At 71.2% G+C, this 19,601-nt stretch carries 21 protein-coding genes; 9 read left to right on the forward strand and 12 right to left on the reverse strand.

Annotation, left to right across the window (positions count from 1 at the left end):
* Nucleotides 1–6: 6 nt before the first annotated feature.
* On the forward strand, nt 7–615 hold the full coding sequence (locus WAT24_RS00515; RefSeq protein WP_336805852.1) for a cation efflux transmembrane domain-containing protein: 609 nt from the start codon (nt 7–9) through the stop codon (nt 613–615).
* Between the two features lie 47 nt (nt 616–662).
* Here WAT24_RS00515 and WAT24_RS00520 read toward each other — a convergent pair whose 3' ends face one another.
* The 7 genes from WAT24_RS00520 to lptM all read right to left on the reverse strand — a co-directional run bounded on the left by WAT24_RS00520 (nt 663) and on the right by lptM (nt 6,142).
* Nucleotides 663–1,277, reverse strand: coding sequence for a hypothetical protein (locus tag WAT24_RS00520; RefSeq protein WP_336805853.1), 615 nt, complete (start codon nt 1,275–1,277; stop codon nt 663–665).
* Between the two features lie 36 nt (nt 1,278–1,313).
* The gene (hslU, locus tag WAT24_RS00525) at nt 1,314–2,651 is read right to left on the reverse strand and encodes an ATP-dependent protease ATPase subunit HslU (RefSeq protein ID WP_336805854.1); all 1,338 of its coding nucleotides are present in this window, start codon (nt 2,649–2,651) and stop codon (nt 1,314–1,316) included.
* A gap of 63 nt (nt 2,652–2,714) precedes the next feature.
* Nucleotides 2,715–3,281, reverse strand: coding sequence for an ATP-dependent protease subunit HslV (hslV, locus tag WAT24_RS00530; protein ID WP_336805855.1), 567 nt, complete (start codon nt 3,279–3,281; stop codon nt 2,715–2,717).
* 203 nt (nt 3,282–3,484) lie between these two features.
* The gene (gene xerC / locus WAT24_RS00535) at nt 3,485–4,384 is read right to left on the reverse strand and encodes a tyrosine recombinase XerC (RefSeq protein ID WP_336806358.1); all 900 of its coding nucleotides are present in this window, start codon (nt 4,382–4,384) and stop codon (nt 3,485–3,487) included.
* Nucleotides 4,381–5,067 (reverse strand): DUF484 family protein, encoded by a 687-nt coding sequence (locus WAT24_RS00540; RefSeq protein WP_336805856.1) that lies wholly within the window; start codon nt 5,065–5,067, stop codon nt 4,381–4,383. The genes xerC and WAT24_RS00540 overlap by 4 nt, the downstream gene beginning before the upstream one ends.
* Before the next feature lie 77 nt (nt 5,068–5,144).
* The gene (dapF, locus tag WAT24_RS00545) at nt 5,145–5,972 is read right to left on the reverse strand and encodes a diaminopimelate epimerase (RefSeq protein WP_336805857.1); all 828 of its coding nucleotides are present in this window, start codon (nt 5,970–5,972) and stop codon (nt 5,145–5,147) included.
* A gap of 5 nt (nt 5,973–5,977) precedes the next feature.
* Entirely contained in the window at nt 5,978–6,142 is a 165-nt protein-coding gene (lptM, locus tag WAT24_RS00550; RefSeq protein WP_336805858.1) for an LPS translocon maturation chaperone LptM, read from the reverse strand.
* A 66-nt stretch (nt 6,143–6,208) separates the two neighbouring features.
* Between lptM and WAT24_RS00555 the strand changes: the two genes are divergently transcribed.
* Complete coding sequence (locus WAT24_RS00555) at nt 6,209–6,892, forward strand: hypothetical protein (protein WP_336805859.1); 684 nt, start codon at nt 6,209–6,211, stop codon at nt 6,890–6,892.
* An 8-nt stretch (nt 6,893–6,900) separates the two neighbouring features.
* Here WAT24_RS00555 and WAT24_RS00560 read toward each other — a convergent pair whose 3' ends face one another.
* Nucleotides 6,901–7,383 carry a GNAT family N-acetyltransferase gene (locus tag WAT24_RS00560; protein WP_336805860.1) on the reverse strand — a complete coding sequence of 161 codons (483 nt, stop codon included), beginning with the start codon at nt 7,381–7,383 and terminating at the stop codon, nt 6,901–6,903.
* Between the two features lie 180 nt (nt 7,384–7,563).
* On the opposite strand from WAT24_RS00560, the gene WAT24_RS00565 reads away from it, so the two are divergent.
* On the forward strand, nt 7,564–9,048 hold the full coding sequence (locus WAT24_RS00565) for a RimK family protein (protein ID WP_336805861.1): 1,485 nt from the start codon (nt 7,564–7,566) through the stop codon (nt 9,046–9,048).
* A gap of 37 nt (nt 9,049–9,085) precedes the next feature.
* On the opposite strand, the gene WAT24_RS00570 is transcribed toward WAT24_RS00565, so the two are convergent.
* Both WAT24_RS00570 and WAT24_RS00575 read right to left on the reverse strand, forming a co-directional pair.
* A complete protein-coding gene (locus tag WAT24_RS00570; protein ID WP_336805862.1) occupies nt 9,086–11,173 on the reverse strand; it encodes a putative bifunctional diguanylate cyclase/phosphodiesterase in 2,088 nt (695 codons plus the stop codon).
* A gap of 77 nt (nt 11,174–11,250) precedes the next feature.
* Nucleotides 11,251–11,463 carry a hypothetical protein gene (locus WAT24_RS00575; protein ID WP_336805863.1) on the reverse strand — a complete coding sequence of 71 codons (213 nt, stop codon included), beginning with the start codon at nt 11,461–11,463 and terminating at the stop codon, nt 11,251–11,253.
* A gap of 111 nt (nt 11,464–11,574) precedes the next feature.
* Here WAT24_RS00575 and aroE point away from each other — a divergent pair, with 111 nt between their 5' ends.
* Complete coding sequence (aroE, locus tag WAT24_RS00580; protein ID WP_336805864.1) at nt 11,575–12,405, forward strand: shikimate dehydrogenase; 831 nt, start codon at nt 11,575–11,577, stop codon at nt 12,403–12,405.
* A 32-nt stretch (nt 12,406–12,437) separates the two neighbouring features.
* On the opposite strand, the gene WAT24_RS00585 is transcribed toward aroE, so the two are convergent.
* Complete coding sequence (locus WAT24_RS00585; protein WP_336805865.1) at nt 12,438–13,136, reverse strand: DUF4396 domain-containing protein; 699 nt, start codon at nt 13,134–13,136, stop codon at nt 12,438–12,440.
* Nucleotides 13,137–13,290: 154 nt separating this feature from the next.
* Here WAT24_RS00585 and WAT24_RS00590 point away from each other — a divergent pair, with 154 nt between their 5' ends.
* A complete protein-coding gene (locus WAT24_RS00590) occupies nt 13,291–13,809 on the forward strand; it encodes a hypothetical protein (protein ID WP_336805866.1) in 519 nt (172 codons plus the stop codon).
* On the opposite strand, the gene WAT24_RS00595 is transcribed toward WAT24_RS00590, so the two are convergent.
* A complete protein-coding gene (locus WAT24_RS00595; RefSeq protein WP_336805867.1) occupies nt 13,794–14,324 on the reverse strand; it encodes a gamma carbonic anhydrase family protein in 531 nt (176 codons plus the stop codon). The two genes, WAT24_RS00590 and WAT24_RS00595, sit on opposite strands and share 16 nt — an antisense overlap.
* Nucleotides 14,325–14,422: 98 nt before the next feature.
* Here WAT24_RS00595 and WAT24_RS00600 point away from each other — a divergent pair, with 98 nt between their 5' ends.
* The 4 genes from WAT24_RS00600 to WAT24_RS00615 all read left to right on the forward strand — a co-directional run bounded on the left by WAT24_RS00600 (nt 14,423) and on the right by WAT24_RS00615 (nt 19,600).
* Nucleotides 14,423–16,480 carry a M3 family metallopeptidase gene (locus WAT24_RS00600; RefSeq protein WP_336805868.1) on the forward strand — a complete coding sequence of 686 codons (2,058 nt, stop codon included), beginning with the start codon at nt 14,423–14,425 and terminating at the stop codon, nt 16,478–16,480.
* A gap of 70 nt (nt 16,481–16,550) precedes the next feature.
* Complete coding sequence (locus tag WAT24_RS00605) at nt 16,551–17,900, forward strand: cation:proton antiporter (protein ID WP_336805869.1); 1,350 nt, start codon at nt 16,551–16,553, stop codon at nt 17,898–17,900.
* Between the two features lie 242 nt (nt 17,901–18,142).
* Nucleotides 18,143–18,913: an exodeoxyribonuclease III gene (gene xth, locus WAT24_RS00610; protein ID WP_336805870.1), complete on the forward strand. Its 771-nt coding sequence runs from the start codon at nt 18,143–18,145 to the stop codon at nt 18,911–18,913.
* Nucleotides 18,914–18,919: 6 nt separating this feature from the next.
* Nucleotides 18,920–19,600, forward strand: a complete 681-nt coding sequence (locus tag WAT24_RS00615; RefSeq protein WP_336805871.1) for a YecA/YgfB family protein — start codon at nt 18,920–18,922, stop codon at nt 19,598–19,600.
* Nucleotide 19,601 lies beyond the last annotated feature (1 nt).

The following is a 19,601-nucleotide window of genomic DNA, read 5'->3' on the forward strand; positions in this document are numbered from 1 at the left end:
ACCGCCATGCCTGCAGACCACGAGCCATCCCGCAGCGCGCTGCACCGCACGGTGCGGCTGGTGGCGCTGCTCAACCTCGCCTATTTCGGCATCGAATTCGCCGTCGCGCTGGCGATCGGGTCGGTGTCGCTGTTCGCCGACAGCATCGATTTCCTGGAGGACGCCTCGGTCAACCTGCTGATCTTCCTGGCGCTGGGCTGGGCCCCGCGCATGCGGGCACGGGTCGGCATGGGACTGGCCGGCATCCTGCTGCTGCCGGCGCTGGCGCTGCTGTGGGCACTGTGGCAGAAGTTGCACGCGCCGGTGCCGCCGGCGCCGCTGCCACTGTCGGCGACCGGCCTGGGCGCGCTGGTGGTGAACCTGGCTTGCGCGATGCTGCTGGTGCGCTTTCGTCACCATGCCGGCAGCCTGACCCGGGCAGCCTTCCTGTCGGCGCGCAACGATGCGCTCGCCAACCTGGCGATCGTGCTGGCCGGCGGCCTGACCGCATGGACCGGCTCGGTCTGGCCGGACGTGGGGGTGGGCCTGGGCATCGCCGTGATGAACGCGGACGCGGCACGCGAAGTGTGGCAGGTCGCCCGTGGCGAGCACCGCGAGGCGGTGGGCGAGCCCTAGAGCGGCCTGGGAGCGATGCGCAGGGGCGTTTCGGCCGAAGCCGTGCGTCAGTGCGCGTGGCCGATGCCGGAGTCGCCCTGCTCCAGCGGCGGCGGCGTGCCGGCCACGGCGAGCAGCGCCTGCGCGTAGCCGTCTTCCATGCTGATCGTGGAGACCTCGTCCCAGGCGAAGAACGAGGGCTCGCGCAGCCATTCGGCGTCCGGGCTGATCTCCTGCAGGGTGAAGCCGTCCTCCTCGACGCCGACCAGCCGGCCGATGTAGCAGACCTCGGCCTCGTCCTCGCTGTCCACGTGCACGCCGATCACCGGGGTGATGCTGCCGGCGGCCTGCACCACCTCGCGGATCGAGTCCAGCGGGAAGCCGCGCGGCGTGCGCGGCATCAGCCGCTTGAGCTTGAGCGCCTTCTCCATGAAGGCGTGGTGCTTGTCCGGCGCCTCCAGCTCGGTGACGTCGCGGTGGCGCATCACGTACATGCCGTCGTAGGTGATGCTGTCGCCGACCACCCAGAGCAGGAAGAACTCGCGGCCCACGCCGCCGACGTAGCCGCAGAAGCTGCCGTGCTCCAGCTCGGCCCGCCACAGGCGGATCAGCTGCTGGTTCTGCTGCGCTTCGCGCAGCTGCGCACGCTGGCCGGTGGTTTTGAGTTCGATGACCTTGCCCATGACAGGAATTTTACCAGACGGGTCTCTGCCGCTTGTTCAGAGGATGTAACGGCTGAGGTCCTGGTCCTTGACCAGCGATCCCAGGTTCTTGTCGACCTGTTCGGCGTCGATCAGATATTTTTCTCCGGACTTGTCCGCCGCCTCGAAGGAAACCTTTTCCAGCAGCCGCTCCATCACCGTGTGCAGGCGGCGGGCGCCGATGTTCTCCGTGCGCTCGTTCACCTGGTAGGCGACCTCGGCCAGCCGGTCGATCCCCGACTCGGTGAACTCCAGGCTCACGCCCTCGGTGCCGAGCAGTGCCGCGTACTGCTTCGTGAGTGCGTTGTGGGGCTCCCGGAGGATGCGTTTGAAATCCTCCACCGACAGCGCGGACAGCTCCACGCGGATCGGCAGGCGGCCCTGCAGCTCGGGGATCAGATCCGACGGCTTGGCCAGCGAGAACGCGCCGGAGGCGATGAACAGCATGTGGTCGGTCTTGATCGGCCCGTAGCGGGTGGAGACGGTGGAGCCCTCCACCAGCGGCAGCAGGTCGCGCTGCACGCCCTCGCGGCTGACGCCGGCGCCGCCCCACTCGGAACGCTGCGCCACCTTGTCGATCTCGTCGATGAAGACGATCCCGTTCTGCTCGGCGGCTTCCACCGCCTGGGCGCGGATCTCCTCGTCGTTGAGCAGCTTGCCGGCCTCCTCCTCGACCAGCAGCGGACGCGCGGTCTTGATCGGCAGCTTGCGCGACTGCGTGCGCGTACCGCCCAGGTGCTGGAACATCTGGCGCAGCTGCTGGCCCATCTCCTCCATGCCGGGCGGCGACATGATCTCCACGCCGACGTTCATGGCGAAGTCCAGCTCGATCTCGCGGTCGTCCAGCGCGCCCTCGCGCAGCTGCTTGCGCAGCTTCTGGCGGGTCTCGCTGTCCGGCGCGGAGACGGTGAGGTCGTGCGACCAGTCGGCGGCGGTCTGCCGGCGCGGCAGCAGGGCGTCCAGGATGCGGTCCTCGGCGCGGTCCTCGGCCTGCGAGCGCACGCGCTTGATCGCCTGCTCGCGGGTGAGCTTGTAGGACACGTCGGCGAGGTCGCGGATGATCGATTCGACGTCCTTGCCGACGTAGCCGACCTCGGTGAACTTGGTCGCCTCCACCTTCACGAACGGCGCGTTCGCCAGCGTGGCCAGGCGCCGCGCGATCTCCGTCTTGCCCACGCCGGTCGGACCGATCATCAGGATGTTCTTGGGGGTGACCTCGTTGCGCAGCTCGGGATCGAGCTGCATGCGGCGCCAGCGGTTGCGCAGCGCGATGGCGACGGCACGCTTGGCGTCGTTCTGGCCGATGATGTAGCGGTCCAGTTCGTTGACGATTTCGCGGGGAGTGAGTTCGGACATGGTTTGGCCGGGTGGGAGGAAGGGAAGGACAGGGTTGTCGACGATGCGGACGAGCGGAGCGTGTTACGCCTCCCGTTCGCCGCTACCCGCTCCGGCCTCCAGTTCCTCGATCGTGGTGCTGTGGTTGGTGTAGATGCAGATGTCGCCGGCGATCTTCAGCGCCTTTTCCACGACCTGCCGCGCGCTCATGTCGGTGTTCTCCAGCAGCGCCAGCGCGGCGGCCTGGGCGTAGGGGCCGCCCGAGCCGATCGCGATCAGGCCGTTTTCCGGCTCCAGCACGTCGCCATTGCCGGAGATCAGCAGCGAAGCGTCCTTGTCCACCACCGCGAGCATCGCCTCGAGCCGGCCAAGGCGCCGATCGGTGCGCCATTCCTTGGCCATCTCGACCGCGGCACGCACCAGGTTGCCGCCGTGCTTGTCGAGCTTCTGCTCGAACAGCTCGAACAGGGTGAAGGCGTCCGCGGTGGCCCCGGCGAAGCCGGCCAGCACGTCGCCCTTGCCCAGGCGGCGGATCTTGCGCGCGTTGGACTTCATCACCGTGTTGCCCAGGGTGACCTGGCCGTCGCCGCCCAGCACGACGCGCCCATTGCGGCGGACCGAGAGGATGGTGGTGGCGTGGAACGATTCCATGGAAAGGTTGCCTGCGGGTAGGAACGCAAGGATGTGGGGCGCACCACGGCCGAACCCAAGGGTGGACAGGCCATGGCGGCAGGCCGCGTCGCCGAGGGGCGCGCCCTGCCGGGCCTCGGGCCGGGCCGCCCGGTGCCGCCGGCCCGCGGCGGCTTCGGCGGCGGGTGCACGGTCCGTTCACGGCGCACGGGGCGCCGCCGCAGTCAGCGCTTGCGCCGCGCGCGCGGGTGGGCGGCGTCGTAGACGCGCGCCAGGTGCTGGAAATCCAGGTGGGTGTAGATCTGGGTGGTGGCGATGTCGGCGTGGCCGAGCAGCTCCTGCACCGCGCGCAGATCGCCGGAGGATTCGAGCATGTGGCTGGCGAAGGTGTGCCGCAGCAGGTGCGGGTGCACGCGCTTGGCGAAGCCCTGCGCCAGCGCCAGCTGCTTGAGCCGGGCCTGCACCGTGCGCGGGCTGATCGGCGCGCCGCCGCGGCCGCGGAACACCGGCGCGGTGGGCTGCATGCCTTCGGCCTGACCGAGCGCCCGCAGCGCCGCCAGCGCATGGCTGCCGACCGGGACGATGCGGGTCTTGGCCCCCTTGCCGAGCACGCGCACCTCGCCGCCCTCCAGGTCCAGGTCACCCCAGCGCAGGCCGGCCAGCTCCGACAGGCGCAGGCCGGAGGAATAGAACAGCTCCAGCATGGCGCGGTCGCGCAGGGCCAGCGCGCCGTCGCCGACCTGCTCCACCAGCGCCGCGGCCTCGTCCACGTCCAGGACCTGCGGCAGCTTGCGATGCACCTTGGGGCCGCGCACGCCGGCCGCCGGGTCGTGCGCCAGCAGGCCTTCGCGGCCGAGCTGGCGGAACAGGCTGCGGCAGGAGGACAGCAGGCGCTGCAGGCTCTTCGGCGACAGCCCGGCGCGATGCTCGGCGGCGACGAAGGCACGCAATCGCGGCGCGCTGAGCTCCGCGAAGCCGGCGATACCCTGCCGCTCCATCCAGCCCAGCAGCTTGTCCAGGTCGCGGCGGTAGGCGGCGACGGTGTGCGCGGCGGCCTGGCGCTCGCCGGCGAGGCGGTCCAGCCACGCCGCGACCTGCGAGCGCGGGTCCGCCGTGGCGCTCAGGCCAGCTCCTGCGAGCGGGTCAGCGCGGCGCTCATGGTGGCGGCGAGCATCTTCAGGAACAGCGTGCCCATGCCCGGCTGGAAGTGGTTGGAGTCGGCGCTGCCCAGCGCCAGCAGGCCGAGCTCGCCCAGCGGCATTACCGCCGCCGAGTGCACCTCCGGCGCATGGTCGCCGAACAGCCGGTACAGCCGCTCGGCCGACAGCCGCCCCACCAGCGGTTCGTGGTTGCCGAGGAAGCCGGCGAACTCGCTCAGCGCGGCCCGCCCGCCCGGCTCGACCACCAGCCATTCGGCGGGCGGCAGGCCGTAGGCGTGGCCGAACAGCAGCAACCGCACCTGCTCGATGTGGAAATCGGCGGCGAGCCGGCTGATCACGCTGCGCGCGGCCACCGCCGGGGTCGCGGCGCGCAGCATGGTGACATTCAGTTCGTGCACGCGCTGCATCAGCCGCTCGTTGTCCGCGGCAATGGCGACCAGCTCGGCCAGGCGGCGCTCCAGCTCGGCGTTCTTCTCGCGCAGCTGCTGCAGCTGATACATGGCCAGCGAGGCGACCGGTCCCTCGCTGCGCGGCAGCGTCAGCTGTGCGGCGAGCTCCGGGTAGTCGGCCAGGAAATGCGGATGGCGCTTGAGGTACGCCGCCACCGCGGTGGCGCTGGGGATCTCGTCGAGCAGGGTGTCGGGCATGGAGCGGACCTACGGAACGTCAGGCGGCGGATCGGCCTGCCCGCAGTGTGCGACGGCAGCGCCCGCGCATCAATGCATCAGCCCAGCCAATCGCCGTCGAAGACGAACGCCGCCGGGCCGGTCATCCACAGCGTGTGGCCCGGACCGGGCCAGTCGATCTGCAGGCGACCGCCCGGCAGATCCACCTGCACGCGTGCTTCCACCGCGCCACGCCGGCGCAGCACGGCCATCGCGGCGCAGGCGCCGGTACCGCAGGCCAGCGTCCAGCCGCTGCCGCGTTCGTGCACGCGCAGGCGCAGGTGACCGCGATCGAGCACCTGCACGAAACCGGCATTGGCGCCCTGCGGGAACCGCGGATGCGCGGTCAGCTGCGGGCCGAGCCGTTCCAGCGCGGGATCGGCCAGCTCGTCGACCACCACCACGGCGTGCGGGTTGCCCATCGATACGGCGCCGACGTCGAGCGTGCCATGGTCCAGGTCCAGCGCGTAGCGGTCGGCCGCCGTCTCCGCCGCCAGCGGGATCCGCGCCGGCTCGAACACCGGCGCACCCATGTCCACGGTGACCTGCCCCGGCGCCAGCACACGCACGGTGACCGGCCCGGACGGGCTTTCGATGCGCACCGGCACGTCCAGCGCCAGCGCGCCGGCCCGGTGCAGCCAGGCCGCCACGCAGCGTACGCCGTTGCCGCACTGGCCGGAGGGCGTGCCGTCGGCGTTCCAGATGCCGTAGTAGTAGGCGCAGGCGGGGTCGCGCGGCATCTCCACGCTCAGCAGCTGGTCGCAGCCGATGCCGGTGTGGCGGTCGGCCAGCGCGCGGATGCGGGCCGGGTCGAGGGCGAACCGTGCGCGCCGTGCGTCGACCAGCACGAAATCGTTGCCGATGCCGTGCATCTTGGAGAAGCGCATGGGGCTCAGTCCGGCAGCGGAACGCTCGTCGCGGGTGCCGGCGCCGACGCGGCCGGCGCCACGGTGCTGCCCGGCTGCGCCGGCGGCATCACCAGCGGGCCCTTGTTGCCGCAGCCGGCGAGCAGGCCCATGGCCAGCAGCAGGGCAATGCACAGGAGGGATCGGCGCATCGGAACTTCCTAGGAACGACGGCGGCTATGATGCGCGCATCATAACGGTGCGGGAAGAATCGTCGTATGGACTGGGCCACGCTGCTGCGTCTGCCGAGCACCTTGCTGTGGATCCTGGCGGCGCTGGCCCTGCTGTTCGCGCTGGTACAGCTGGTGGCTCTGCGCCATCGCCTGCAGGCGCGGCGCCCGCTGGCCTCGTTGCTGCGCCTGCTGGCGCTGCTGCTCGGGCTGGGGCTCGGCCTGCTGCTGGCCGGGGCCGGCTGGAGCCTGCGCGGCTACCGGCTGCTGGCCGAGGAGACTCCGGTGCTGGCGATCGATGCGCACATCCTCTCGCCGCAGCGCTGGATGCTGACCCTGACCTGGCCGGAAGGCGCCACCCGCACGGTGACCCTGGCCGGCGACGCCTGGCGCGTCGAGGCGCTGGTCCTCAAGTGGAAGCTGCCTGCACTGCTCGCCGGGGCGCCGCCGCTGTACCGGCTGGACCGGCTCTCCGGCCGCTACGACGACCCGGCCGAGGAGGCCTCGGGCCCGCGCACGGTGGTTGATTTCCGCGAGGCCGGCGCGTACGACCTGGTCACCCTGGCGCGACGCCACCCGGAATGGCTGCCGATGGTCGACTCCGTCTACGGCAGCGGCGCGTACCTGCCGCTGGTCGACGGCGGCCATTACGCGGTGAGCCTGATGCGCACCGGCGCGCTGGTGGCGCGGCCGGACGAGGACACCGCCGAGCGGATCGCCCACCCTTTGTAGCCGGCGGCTCAGGGCAACACCTTCTCGTAGCGCCAGGCGTCCGCGCCGTCGTCGTAATAGGCGGGGTAGCCGCCGATGCGCCGGTAGCCCGCGCGCTCGTAGAGGGCGATCGCCGCGGCGTTGTCCACGCGCACTTCCAGCCGCATCGCGCGGCAGCCGCGCGCCCACGCCGCGTGCTCGGCGGCGTCGAGCAGGGCGGCGCCCACGCCCCGCCCGCGCGCCGCCGGCGCCGTCGCGATCGAATACAGCCGCGCGCGTACGCTGCCGGTGCGGAAGAACACCAGCGCACTGCCGAGCAGCGCGATGCCCGGCGCGTCCGCAGCGAGCACCAGCGCGCTCGGGCTGGCGAGGTGGCGCCGGTACTGCGCTCGGCTGAGGCGGTCGCCGGCGAAAGCGCTCTGCTCGAGGGTCACCAGCGCCGGCAGGTCGGCCGGCACGGCGGTGCGCACACGCAACGGAGGAACGGAGGGAGGATCGGCGGGAGAAGACACGTGCGGCGCTCCGGTGGATCCGCGCCAGTCTAATCGGCGGCGGAGCACGCTGAACCGCCTCTTTAGGCCTGCCGCGAGCCGCCATTGCGCCGGCGCACTCGTATGCCACACTGCGCGCCTTGCGTCCTGCCGCCTCGTTCCGCCGCGCGACGGCATCCTTCCTGTACATAGCGAGGTGCCATGACCCGCCTGGTGATCGTCGTCGAGAAAGCTTCGGACTGGAGCGCCTACTACCCGTCCGTGGACGTGATCAGCGCCATGGATTACCTGCGCGAGCCGGTCGGCGTCGACGACGAACGCACCCACGTGATCAACCTGTGCCGCAGCTACAAGTACCTGGGCACCGGTTACTACGTGTCGCTGCTGGCCGAGGCGCGCGGGCACAAGGTGATGCCCTCGGTGCGCACCATCAACGACCTGCGCCGCCGCTCGCTCTACGGTCTGGACATCGAGGACCTCAACAGCAAGCTCACCCACTTCCTGCCGGCGGGTGGGCGCGACACCACCGACTTCGGCATCCTGGTGTACTTCGGCGAGACCGCCTACCCGGCGCTGCAGGACCTGGCGCGGCAGGTCTTCGAGATGTTCCCCTGTCCGTTGCTGCGCATCGAGTTCGAGCGTGAGCGCGTGTGGCAGGTGGCGTCGATCAAGCCGGTCGGCCTGCACACACTGGATGACGCGCAGGAGGACGCCTTCGCGGCGGAGCTGGACCGCTTCTCGCGCAAGCTGTGGCGCAAGCCGCGCACGCGCAAGCTGTACCGCTACGACATCGCGATGCTGGTCGACCCGAACGAGGCGATGCCGCCGTCGAACAGGAAGGCGCTGAAGAGCTTCATCGCCGCCGGCAAGGAGCTGGGCATCGAGGTCGATCCGATCGGCAAGAACGACTACCCGCGCCTGGCCGAATACGACGGCCTGTTCATTCGCGAGACCACCGCCTCCGACAACCACACCTACCGCTTCGCGCACCGCGCCGAGAAGGAAGGCATGGTGGTGATCGACGACCCGGCCTCGATCCTGCGCTGCACGAACAAGATCTTCCTCAACGACCTGATGGTCTCGCGCAAGCTCGCCGTGCCGCGCACCGAGATTCTCTACCGCGACAACGCCAAGGGCTGGAAGGAGACCGCCGAGAAGCTCGGCTTTCCGCTGGTGCTGAAGATCCCCGACGGCTCGTTCTCGCGCGGCGTGGTCAAGGTGGAGAACGCCGGCGCGCTGGAGAGGGCCGCGGGCGAGCTGTTCTCGCACAGCGCGCTGCTGCTGGCGCAGGAGTTCGTCTACACCGAATTCGACTGGCGCATCGGCGTGCTCAACCGCGAGCCGCTGTACGCCTGCAAGTACTACATGTCGCGCGGCCACTGGCAGATCTACAACCACGGCGCCAAGGGCACCGCCAAGTCCGGCGGCTTCGAGACCGTGCCGGTGCGCGACGCGCCGGCCGAAGTGGTGAAGCTCGCGCTCAAGGCGACCCAGGCGGTGGGCGATGGGCTGTACGGGGTCGACCTCAAGCAGGTGGGCAACAAGGCGGTGGTGATCGAGGTGAACGACAATCCCTCGATCGATGCCGGCGTGGAGGACGCCTACCTGGGCGTGGACCTGTACCGGCGGATCATGCAGGAGTTCCTGCGCCGGATGGAGCACAAGCGACTGGGCATCGGCCGCTAGCGAGGCGCGCCCGGGCCCGGGTGGGAGCGAGCTTCTCCTACAGTGTGGCGGCCTGGAGGCTCTCGGCCAGCAGCAGCGCCGGTACCCGCTCCGGCGGCAGCGGCGGCACGAACAGGAAGCCCTGCCCGATCTCGCAGCCGGCCTCGCGCAGCCAGGCCGCCTGCGCCTCGGTCTCGATGCCCTCGGCAACGGTGCTCAGGCGCAGCTTGCGCGCCAGCGCGATGATCGCCTCGGTGATGTCGCGGTCGGCCGGATTGTGCGCCGCGCCCTGCACGAAGCTCTGGTCGATCTTGATCGACTGCGTGGGCAGCTGGCGCAGATGGCTCAGGCTGGAGAAGCCGGTCCCGAAGTCGTCGATCGCCATGCGGAAGCCCAGCGCTTCCAGCTGGCGCAGCTGGCGCAAGGTATGTTCGGCGTTGCGCATGGCCGCCGACTCGGTGATCTCGAACTCGATCAAGCCGTGTTCCAGACCCGAGTCACGCAACGTGCGCAGCAGCCCGTCGACGAAATGGCCGTCCTGGATCTCCTGCAGCGAGACGTTGACCGCCACCGGCACCAGCGGCACGCCGCGCGCCCGCCATTGCGCCAGTTGCGCCACCACCCGCTGCAGCACCACCTCGCCGAGCCGGCCGGCCAGCCCGCTTCCTTCGGCCAGCGGCACGAAACTCTTCGGCAGCAGCAGGCCGCGCGTGGGATGCGACCAGCGCACCAGCGCCTCCAGCCCCACGATGCGCCGGCTCGCCAGTTCCACCTTGGGCTGGTAGTAGACCTGCAGTTCGCCCCGCTGCAGCGCCTCGCGCAGCTCGGCCGAGAGCACCAGGCGGTCGCGCGCCGTCGCGCTCATGCGTGGCTGGTAGAAGCAGTAGCCGGCCTTGCCCTGCTCCTTCGCGCTGTACATTGCCAGGTCCGCGTGCCGCAGCAGGCTGGCGGCATCCGAGCCGTCGCGCGGGAACATCGCCACGCCGATGCTGGGCGTGGCCATCACGTTGTGCCCGGCGACCTGCACCGGGCGGCTCACCAGCGCCAGGATCTTGCGGCAGATGGCGACCAGGTTGGCCTCGCTGCGGAACCGCTCCAGCACCACCACGAACTCGTCGCCGCCGAAGCGCGCCACGGTGTCGCGCGTGCGCACGCTGGCGCGCAGCGCGTCGGCCACCGAGCGCAGGAACTCGTCGCCCACCTCGTGGCCGAGCGTGTCGTTGATCGACTTGAAGCCGTCGAGGTCGACGAACATCACCGCCACCTCGAACCGCTCGCTGGCCGCCGTCGGCAGCAGCCGGCCGAGCAGGTCGAGCACGTTGGCGCGATTGGGCAGCGCGGTCAGTTCGTCGTGATAGGCCAGCCAGGTCAGCGCGTCGCGGGCCTGGCCCAGTTCACGCGCCATCGCTTCGGTGCGCCGCTGCAGTTGTCGGTAGGCCAGGCTCACGCCCAGCGTCAGCAGCAACAACAGGCCGGAGACCAGGCTGACCGCCAGCGCCAGGCCCAGCCCGCGCAGGCCGTGCTCCGCGGCGAGGCTCACCGCCCCCGGCGGAAAACGCACCGCCGCCATGCCCAGGTAATGCACGCCCGCCGCGGTGCCGCCGAGCAGCAAGGCGCTGCCGATCCGGCGCCACCAGCGATGCCGCCGCGCGCCGCACAGGATCAGCCGGTGCAGCCCGATCGCCGCGGTCGAGCCGGCCACCGCCAGCAGCAGGGAGGCCGCTTGCCAGCCGGCGTGCCAGCCGATCTGCGGCCGCATTTCCATGGCGCGCACGCCCATGTAGTGCATCGCCGCGATGCCCAGCCCCAGCAGGGATCCGGCCAGCACGATCCTGGCGTGGTTCGTGTGCCGAGCGAGCAGCCAAAGCGTGGCGCCCGTGGCCAGCATCACCGGCACGCCGGAAAGCGCGGTGTCCCGCGCGTCGTAGCCCAACGGGATCGCCACCTGCAGAGCGAGCATGCCGATGAAGTGCATCGCCCACACGCCCGAGCCCATCGCCAGTGCGCCGAAGGCTGTCCACAGCAAGGCCGCCGGGCCACGCGAGTGCGCGATGCGCCCGACCACGCTGAAGGCGACGTAGGCGTCCAGCACGGCCAGTGCGATCGACAGCAACACCAGCCACGCGTTGTAGCCTACGGCCATCATGCGTTGTCAGCCTGCACGCCCCCGAGAAGAGCGCGTCTTGTAACACAACCGCCGTTCCCACAACGGCCGACGGCACGCTAGCCGGCCGGGCGGGTGCCCGCGCGTCGCAGCCGCAGGCCGGCCACCACGCACAGCGGCGCCAGCGCCAGCCAGTACAGCGGGCTCCAGCCGAGCTGGTCGGTGTGCGCAGGCAGCGGCGTGAGCAGCAGCAGGAAGCCGCCGGCCAGCCACCACAGCGCGGCACCTGCGGCGAGGCAGGCGGTGAACGGCGCGGAAAAGGGCTCGTGCATGTCGATGCTCCGGATACGGGACCACGCCAGCCTGCACGGCCCTGCTCTCACCGGCTGCGACGCGGGTCCGGCCCGTAGAATGGGAGACCTTTGCCGCCCGCAGGAGACGCCATGCCCGCCGGTTCCGCGCCACCGCGCTACGCCGTGTTCGGCCATCCGGTCAGCCACTCGCTGTCGCCGACGATCCATCGGCTGTTCGGCAAGCAATGCGGCATCGCGTTGGCCTACGAGGCGATCGACGCCGCACCCGAGGCGTTCGCGCAGACGGTGCGGGCGTTTCTCGCCAGCGCGCACGGTGCCAACGTGACGCTGCCGCACAAGGGCACGGCCTTCGCGCTGGCCGACCAGCGCAGCGCCGCGGCCAGCCGCGCCGGCAGCGCCAATGTACTCACCCGGCTCCCCGACGGCCGGCTGGCCGCGCACAACACCGACGGTTCCGGTCTGGTACGCGATCTGCGCGCGCGCCAGCGCTGCGACCTGTCGGGGCGCCGCGTGCTGCTGCTCGGCGCCGGCGGCGCCGCACGCGCCATCGCCTGGGACCTGCTCGAGGCCGGCATCGACCAGCTGACCATCGTCAACCGCACGGCGGACACCGCCGCCGCCCTGGCCGGCGCGCTGGGCCAGACCCGCGCGCGCGCCCGCTACTGGCAGGACCTGGACGCGCTGGGCAGCTTCGACCTGATCGTCCACGCCACCGCGGCCGGGGTGCTGGGCCAGGCGTTGCCACTGCCGCCCGGCCTGGTCGACGACCGGACAGTCGCCTATGACCTGTCCTACGGCGCCGCCGCGCAGGCCTTCCTGGCCTGGGCGCGCGATGCCGGCGCGCGCGCCAGCGACGGGCTGGGCATGCTGGTGGAGCAGGCCGCCGACGCATTCGCGCTGTGGCACGGCCGGCGGCCGCAGACCGACCCGGTCTACGCGCATCTGCGCGAAGGCCGCTGAGGGCCGCCTGCCCGCACCCGCCGCCACACCGGTCACATGGCCTCCTTGAGACCTCTGCGGATCAGCCATCGGTTGACCGGATAGGCCGTGACGAACCCCGCCAGCATGGCCAGCTGCATGGCGAACCAGAACTCGGGCGTGTCCACCGGCGCGACCCGCCCGAACGATCGCCGCAGGAGGCCGAACTGGAGCAACGCCATCGCGCCGTACATGCCGACCTGCCACGCGGCGAGCGACAGTGCGTCCGCCTTCGCCGCGGCGAGCAGGCCTCGCCGGAACGACAGGTGCCGCATCGGCACGATGGCCAGGTACTGGAAGACGATGCCGAAGGCGAACGCGAACAGGAAATCCAGCAGCCAGACCGCGAAGATCTTTTCCTCGAACAGCCGGTGCCAGCCGAACCCGGTCGCCACGGCAGGGAACGCGAACGCCAGCCATTCGGCCGCCAGGTCGCCGAGCGTGCAGCCGCTGCCGCAATGCAGGGTGCTCTTGGCGATCCTGACCGACATGCCCGCCTGCCGGCGGGGCCGGCCGGAGCGCACCGGGCGGCCGTACCGCGCGTACGCCCACAGTCCCAGGGCGCCGGCATACAGAGCGGTCACCGGCCACACGACGTTCATGATTGCCATGCGTTGGCGGTGCCGCAGCACGTCCAGGGCGATCGCGGCCGCACACAGCATGCCCAGTGCGAGCATCCCGACGGCCAGCCAGTGCAGCCAGGCGGGGAACATCGCTCCAGCCTAGACGAAGCCGGCTGCAACGGCCGTGAACGCCGACAGCACGGACCCGACCGGCCGCGCACGTTGCCGGCGTCATGGGCCTGACACAAGGGGCCGCTACCGTGCCGCCCACCGCGCCCGAGCGCGGGTCACTGGCGATGCCCGCATGTCCGTTTTCCTCGCGTCGTCGCGCCGCCGGCTGCAGGCCGGCGGCGCCGTCCTGATCCTGCTTCTGGCCGCCCTGGCCGTGCCGGCGTGGCGCAATGCGTCGGCGGTGAACACCGCCGACGCGGACAGCAGCGGCCGCGGGATCCTGCTGTCGCTGGCCGACGAGGCGGTGCGCGAGCACCGGCTGGTGGCGCCGGCTGGCCGCAACGCCTACGAGTTCTACCTCAGCGTGCTGGAGCTGGCGCCGGACGACGCGCAGACCCGCGAGGCGCTGTTGCGCCTGTTCCCCGCCGCGACCGCTGCGGTCGAGCAGGCGATCGACCGCGGCGAGCTGGACGAGGCCGAGCGTGAGTTGCGCCTGCTGCGCGAGTTCGACAGCGGCAACTACCTGCTGGCCCTGCTGGCCGGCAAGCTGGATGCGCAGCGCCAGGTGCTGGTGCGCCAGCACGAGGCGCGCGCGAAGCTGATCCAGGCGCGGCTCGCGCGCCAGGCAGCAGCGGCTCAGCCGGCGAGGTAAGCGTCCTTCAGCCGCACGTAGTGGTCGGCCGAATAGTGCAGCTGTTCGACCTGGGCATCGCTGAGCAGGCGCACGCAGCGAGCCGGGTTGCCCAACCACAGCTCGCGCTCGCCCACCACCTTGCCCGGCGCGATCACGGCGCCGGCGCCGACGAAGCCGTACCTGCGCACCACCGCGCCGTCGAGCACGGTCGCGTGCATGCCGATCAGGCAGTAGTCCTCGATGGTGCAGGCGTGCACCACCGCCGCGTGGCCGATCGTCACGCCCTCGCCGATCAGGCAGGGAAAGCCCGGTCCGAAGCGCGATTCGTGGCTGACGTGCACGATGGTGCCGTCCTGGATGTTGGTGCGGGCGCCCACGCGGATGTGGTTGACGTCGCCGCGCAGCACCGTGCCCGGCCAGATCGAGACGTCGTCGCCCAGCGCCACCGCGCCGATCACGCTCGCTGCGGGATCGATCCAGACGCGCTGGCCCACGGTGGGCGCGATGCCCTTGTAAGTGCGTACGGGGTTCATCGGGCCATTGTAGGTGAGCGGGCGCCAACGGCGGGGTGGCGCTTGCTTGAATTCGTCCAGGCCGGTCGCCACGCTCTGCGGATCACGAGGAGCGTTCCATGGACCAAGTCAATCCGCTGCTGGCCGACACCCCGCTGCCGGCGTTTTCGCAGATCAAGCCCGAACACGTGCCGCCGGCGATCGATGCCATCCTGGCCGACTACCGCGCCGGCATCGAGGCGCTCACCGCCCCCGGCGCGCCGCCGGATTTCGACACCGTCATGCTCACCCAGGAGCGGCTGGAGCAGCGCCTGGCGCATGCCTGGGCGCCGGTCGCGCACCTGCACGCGGTGGCCGACAGCGAGGCCTTGCGCGCAGTGTATGGCCCGACCGAGGAGAAGCTCACCGAGCACGCCATCGAACTGGGCCAGAACCGTGCGCTGTACGCCGCGGTGCAGGCGCTGGCCGACGCACCGGATTTCGCTGCGCTGCCGCGTCCCGAGCGCGCGCTGGTCGAACACGCGCTGCGCGACTTCCGGCTGTCCGGCGTGGCGCTGGAGGAGCCCGCGCGCTCGCGCTACCGCGAGATCGGCGTGACGCTGTCGCGGCTGTCCACCGAGTTCGCCAACGCCGTGCTGGACGCCAGCGAGGCCTGGCACGAACACGTCACCGACGAGCGCGATCTGGCCGGCGTGCCCGAGTCCGGCCGCGCGGTGCTGCGCCAGTACGCCGCCGAGCAGAACCTGGAAGGCTTCCTGGTCACGCTCAAGCAGCCCAGCGTGCAGGCGGTGCTCACCTACGCCGACGACCGCTCCCTGCGCGAGCGCGTGTACTGGGCCTACCAGACGCGCGCCTCGGACCAGGGTCCGAACGCCGGTCAGTTCGACAACGGCGAGCGCATCGAGCAGATCCTGCGCCTGCGCCACGAGGCCGCGCAGCTGCTGGGCTTCGCCAACGCGGCGGAGGAATCGCTGGCGACCAAGATGGCCTCCTCGCCGACCGAGGTGATGGAGTTCCTGCACGACCTGGCGGCGCGTGCGCGTCCGGTGGCGCAGCAGGAGCTGGACGAGCTGCGTGCCTGGGCGCAGGCGGAACTGGGCCTGGACAACCTCGAGCCCTGGGACGTCGCCTACGCCTCGGAAAAGCTGCGCCAGCAGCGCTACGCGCTGGACGAGGAACAGCTCAAGCCCTATTTCCCGCTGCCGGCGGTGATCGAGGGCCTGTTCGCGCTCACCGGCAAGCTGTACGGCATCTCGCTGACCCGGCGCGAGGGCGTCGACGTGTGGCATCCGGAGGTGCGCTACTACGACGTGCGCGACGCCGACGGGCGCGTGTTCGCCGGCGCCTACGTCGACCTGTACGCGCGCAACGGCAAGCGCGGCGGCGCCTGGATGGACGTCTGCCGCGCGCGCTTCGACGATGCCGCGCAGCACCAGCTGCCGATCGCCTTCCTCACCTGCAACTTCGCCCCGCCCACCGAGGGCAAGCCGGCGCTGCTCACGCACGACGACGTGCTCACCCTGTTCCACGAGTTCGGCCACGGCCTGCACCACCTGCTCACCGAGATCGGCCTGCCCTCGATCGGCGGCATCGACGGCGTCGAGTGGGACGCGGTGGAGCTGCCCAGCCAGTTCATGGAGAACTTCGGCTGGAACCGCGAGGCGCTGGACCTGTTCGCGCGCCACTGGCAGACCGGCGAGCGCCTGCCGGATGAGCTCTACCAGCGCATGCTCGCCGCGCGGCACTACCACGCGGGCCTGTTCCTGGTGCGCCAGCTCGAGTTCGCGCTGTTCGATTTCCGGCTGCATCTGGAATACGACCCTGCGCGCGGCGCCCGTCCGCTGGAGGTGCTGGAGGAAGTGCGCCAGCAGGTCGCGGTGCTCCACCCGCCGGCCTGGCAGCGCTTCCCGCATGCCTTCACGCACATCTTCGCGGGCGGCTACGCGGCCGGCTACTACAGCTACCTGTGGGCGGAGCTGCTCTCGGCCGACGCCTTCGGCGCCTTCGAGGAACTCGCCGAGCACGGCGGCAGCGCGATCGATCGCGCCACCGGCGAACGCTTCCGCCGCGAGATCCTGGCGGTCGGCGCCAGCCGCCCGGCGCTGGAGAGCTTCATCGCCTTCCGCGGACGCAAGCCCGAGCCGGAGGCGCTGCTGCGCAGCCACGGCCTGGCCTGAGCGTGCCGGCTTCATCCATCTTCCATGTAGGCGTGGCGACCATGCAGGCGACCTCGTAACGGGACCGGACATGGGCTTTCTGGGCTGGATGGCGACCGCAGGCGCCCTGTTGATGGGCACGTCGCTGGCGGCAGGCTGGATCCGCCCGCTGCCGGTGACGCAGTTCGCGCTGTACCTGGCGGTCGGCGTGCTGTTCGGGCCATGGGGCCTGCACCTGCTCGACATCGACTTCCTGTCCGACGCGCACTGGCTGCAACGGCTGACCGAGGTCGCGCTGATCGTTTCGCTGTTCGCCGGCGGCCTGAAGCTGCGCCTGCCATGGCAGGCCACGGCGTGGCGCACGGCCCGCCGGCTGGCCTTTCCGGCCATGGTGCTGTGCATCGCCGGTACCGCGCTGGCGGCACACCTGCTGCTGGCGCTGGACTGGCCGCTGGCCTTGCTGCTCGGTGCGATGCTGGCGCCGACCGATCCGGTGCTCGCCAGCGCGATCGCGGTGGACAACGCGGCCGACCGGGACGGCCTGCGCGTTTCGCTGTCGGGCGAGGCCGGGCTCAACGACGGCACGGCGATGCCGTTCCTGCTGCTCGGACTGCTCTGGATGAGGGGTTCGCTCGGCTGGAGCGAGCTTGGCCGCTGGGCGCTGGTCGAGCTGGCCTGGGGCGTGGGCGCGGGCATCGCCCTGGGTTTCCTACTGGGCTGGCTGACCGGCAAGGTCAGCACGCACCTGGTGACCATCGCGCGCGATCCCGGGCCCGGCGCCCTGCTGACCGCCGGCCTGATCGCGCTGGCCTATGCCGCCGCCGAATCGATCGGCGCACTCGGCTTCCTGGCGGTGTTCGCCGCCGGCGTTGGCATGCGCAAGGTCGAGGTGGCCGTGGTGCAGGAGCACCCGCACCCGCGCCAGCCGCACGCGCGCGACCTGACGCGGACCGCGCCGGCCGAGTTCATGGTGCGACCCGCGTTCTCCGGTGGCGTGGATCGCGGCGAGCCGGTGGAGGCGGTCGGTCACGTGGTCGCCGAGGCCTTGACCTTCGGCGTCGTGATGGAGCACCTGCTCGGTCCCTTGCTGGTGATGCTGCTGGGCATCGCGCTGGCGCGTCATTGGGACCCCCACGCGCTGTGGCTGGCGCTGGTGCTGTTCGCCTTGATCCGCCCGTTGGCCACCTGGCTCACCACCGTCGGCATGGGGCTGAACTGGCACCGCCGGCTGCTGCTTGGCTGGCTGGGCATCCGCGGCATCGGCGGGCTCAACTACCTGGCCTACGCGCTGGTGCATGGACTCGACGGCAGCGCCGCACGGCAGGTCGCCGGCGTGGCGGTGACCACCATCACCCTCAGCGTGGTGGTGCACGGCTTCAGCGCACAGCCGCTGCTGGCCTGGCGCAACCGGCGCCTGGCGCGCCGGCGCGCGCAGGGCTGACCCCCGGTGGATTGACGGTCCGGCGCGGTGCCGCAGGCAGTGGGCCGCACTGCGGGAGACACCGATGGAGCGCAAGACCGGCGGGCGGTGGCCGCTCAGGCGAGGCCCGTCGCGGCGGGAACCGCGCCGCACGGGCGTGCATCGTCGGCCAGGGCCGGTTGCCGGGCACCCGCCGCCGCGGGCGCCACCCGCCCGGCCGCGGCGGCCGTCGGCGGGCGGGAACCATCCCCTACAATGCGCCGATGAAGATCGCTTCCTGGAACGTGAACTCGCTGAAGGTGCGCCTGCCGCAGCTGACCCAGTGGATGGCGCAGGCACAGCCGGACATCGTGGCCCTGCAGGAAACCAAGCTGGAAGACGCCAAGTTCCCGGTCGACGAGCTCGCCGCCGCCGGCTACCGCACGGTGTTCTCCGGCCAGAAGACCTACAACGGCGTGGCGATCCTGGCGCGCGGCGCCACGCCCACCGACGTGGTCACCGAGATCCCCGGGCTGGACGATCCGCAGCGGCGGATCCTTGCCGCCACGGTCGGCGAGCTGCGCGTGATCGACCTGTACGTGGTCAACGGCAAGGCGGTGGGCGACCCCAAGTACGCCTACAAGCTCGATTGGCTGGCCAAGGTGCGCGAATTCATCGCGCGCGAGCACGAGCGGCATCCGAACCTGGTGGTGCTGGGCGACTTCAACATCGCGCCGGAGGACCGCGACGTGCACGACCCGGCCGCCTGGCGCGAGCAGGTGCTGTGCTCCACGCCCGAGCGCCAGGCACTCGCCGCGATCACCGGGCTGGGCCTGCACGACAGCTTCCGCCTGTTCGAGCAGGACGGCGCGCACTACAGCTGGTGGGACTACCGGCAGGGTGCGTTCCGCCGCAACCTGGGCCTGCGCATCGACCTGATCCTGCTCGGCGACGCGCTCAAGGGCAGCGCGCGCGCGGCCGCCATCGACCGCGTGCCGCGGCAATGGGAGCGGCCCTCCGATCACACCCCGGTGACGCTCGATCTGGATATCTGAGGAACGATGAACAACACCCCCGACGAATGGCCCAGCTCCCTCACCGACGAGGAGCTCGACGAGCTGGACCGCTACCTGCGTGCCCATGCCGAGGAAGGCCGCCTGCTGCTCGACGGCGTGCACGGATTGCTCTCGGCGATTGCGGTCGGCCCGCTCGAGGTGCTGCCGGACGAGTGGTTGTCCGAGGTGCTGCACGACGCCTTTGCCGACGAAGGCGAGGGCAACCGCGTGCTGGAACTGCTGGCCAAGCTCAACGACTCGATCCGCGTGGAGCTGGACGTGGACGCCTACGAGCCGATCCTGGGCGAGGTCGACACCGACACCGGCCCGGTGCTCTCGGCGGCCGGCTGGTGCGAGGGCTTCAGCCGCGGCATCGACTTGCGCGCGGGGCTGTGGGAGAAGCGCCTGGCCGACGACCCGCAGCTGATGGAACTGCTCGGGCCGATCATGGCGCTGGCGGTGGACGAAGGCATCCTCAGTGCCGAGGCCGAGTTCGAGAAGCTCACCGACGAGGAATACAACGAGTGCCTGGCGCAGGTCGCGCCCGTGCTCAACGCGGTCGACCAGTACTGGCGCGAGCACCCGCCCACCGAAGCCGAGTTGGCCGCGCTGGCGCGACCGGCGACGGCCGAGGGCGGGACGGCACCGTCGCCGCCGCGCCAACGCAGCGGCCACTGGGTGCACTGAC

This window comes from Fulvimonas yonginensis, from assembly GCF_037137055.1.
In the GTDB taxonomy this organism is placed as follows: domain Bacteria; phylum Pseudomonadota; class Gammaproteobacteria; order Xanthomonadales; family Rhodanobacteraceae; genus Frateuria_A; species Frateuria_A yonginensis.

Coding starts and splice junctions, on each gene's coding strand:
- aroE (WP_336805864.1), top strand. CDS start 11,575: ATGCCCGCCGGTTCCGCGCCACCGCGCTACGCCGTGTTCGGCCATCCG.
- WAT24_RS00585 (WP_336805865.1), bottom strand. CDS start 13,136: ATGTTCCCCGCCTGGCTGCACTGGCTGGCCGTCGGGATGCTCGCACTG.
- WAT24_RS00600 (WP_336805868.1), top strand. CDS start 14,423: ATGGACCAAGTCAATCCGCTGCTGGCCGACACCCCGCTGCCGGCGTTT.
- WAT24_RS00590 (WP_336805866.1), top strand. CDS start 13,291: ATGTCCGTTTTCCTCGCGTCGTCGCGCCGCCGGCTGCAGGCCGGCGGC.
- lptM (WP_336805858.1), bottom strand. CDS start 6,142: ATGCGCCGATCCCTCCTGTGCATTGCCCTGCTGCTGGCCATGGGCCTG.
- WAT24_RS00520 (WP_336805853.1), bottom strand. CDS start 1,277: ATGGGCAAGGTCATCGAACTCAAAACCACCGGCCAGCGTGCGCAGCTG.
- WAT24_RS00570 (WP_336805862.1), bottom strand. CDS start 11,173: ATGATGGCCGTAGGCTACAACGCGTGGCTGGTGTTGCTGTCGATCGCA.
- WAT24_RS00515 (WP_336805852.1), top strand. CDS start 7: ATGCCTGCAGACCACGAGCCATCCCGCAGCGCGCTGCACCGCACGGTG.
- hslV (WP_336805855.1), bottom strand. CDS start 3,281: ATGGAATCGTTCCACGCCACCACCATCCTCTCGGTCCGCCGCAATGGG.
- dapF (WP_336805857.1), bottom strand. CDS start 5,972: ATGCGCTTCTCCAAGATGCACGGCATCGGCAACGATTTCGTGCTGGTC.
- WAT24_RS00575 (WP_336805863.1), bottom strand. CDS start 11,463: ATGCACGAGCCCTTTTCCGCGCCGTTCACCGCCTGCCTCGCCGCAGGT.
- WAT24_RS00605 (WP_336805869.1), top strand. CDS start 16,551: ATGGGCTTTCTGGGCTGGATGGCGACCGCAGGCGCCCTGTTGATGGGC.
- WAT24_RS00555 (WP_336805859.1), top strand. CDS start 6,209: ATGGACTGGGCCACGCTGCTGCGTCTGCCGAGCACCTTGCTGTGGATC.
- hslU (WP_336805854.1), bottom strand. CDS start 2,651: ATGTCCGAACTCACTCCCCGCGAAATCGTCAACGAACTGGACCGCTAC.
- WAT24_RS00615 (WP_336805871.1), top strand. CDS start 18,920: ATGAACAACACCCCCGACGAATGGCCCAGCTCCCTCACCGACGAGGAG.
- WAT24_RS00540 (WP_336805856.1), bottom strand. CDS start 5,067: ATGCCCGACACCCTGCTCGACGAGATCCCCAGCGCCACCGCGGTGGCG.
- xth (WP_336805870.1), top strand. CDS start 18,143: ATGAAGATCGCTTCCTGGAACGTGAACTCGCTGAAGGTGCGCCTGCCG.
- WAT24_RS00565 (WP_336805861.1), top strand. CDS start 7,564: ATGACCCGCCTGGTGATCGTCGTCGAGAAAGCTTCGGACTGGAGCGCC.
- WAT24_RS00595 (WP_336805867.1), bottom strand. CDS start 14,324: ATGAACCCCGTACGCACTTACAAGGGCATCGCGCCCACCGTGGGCCAG.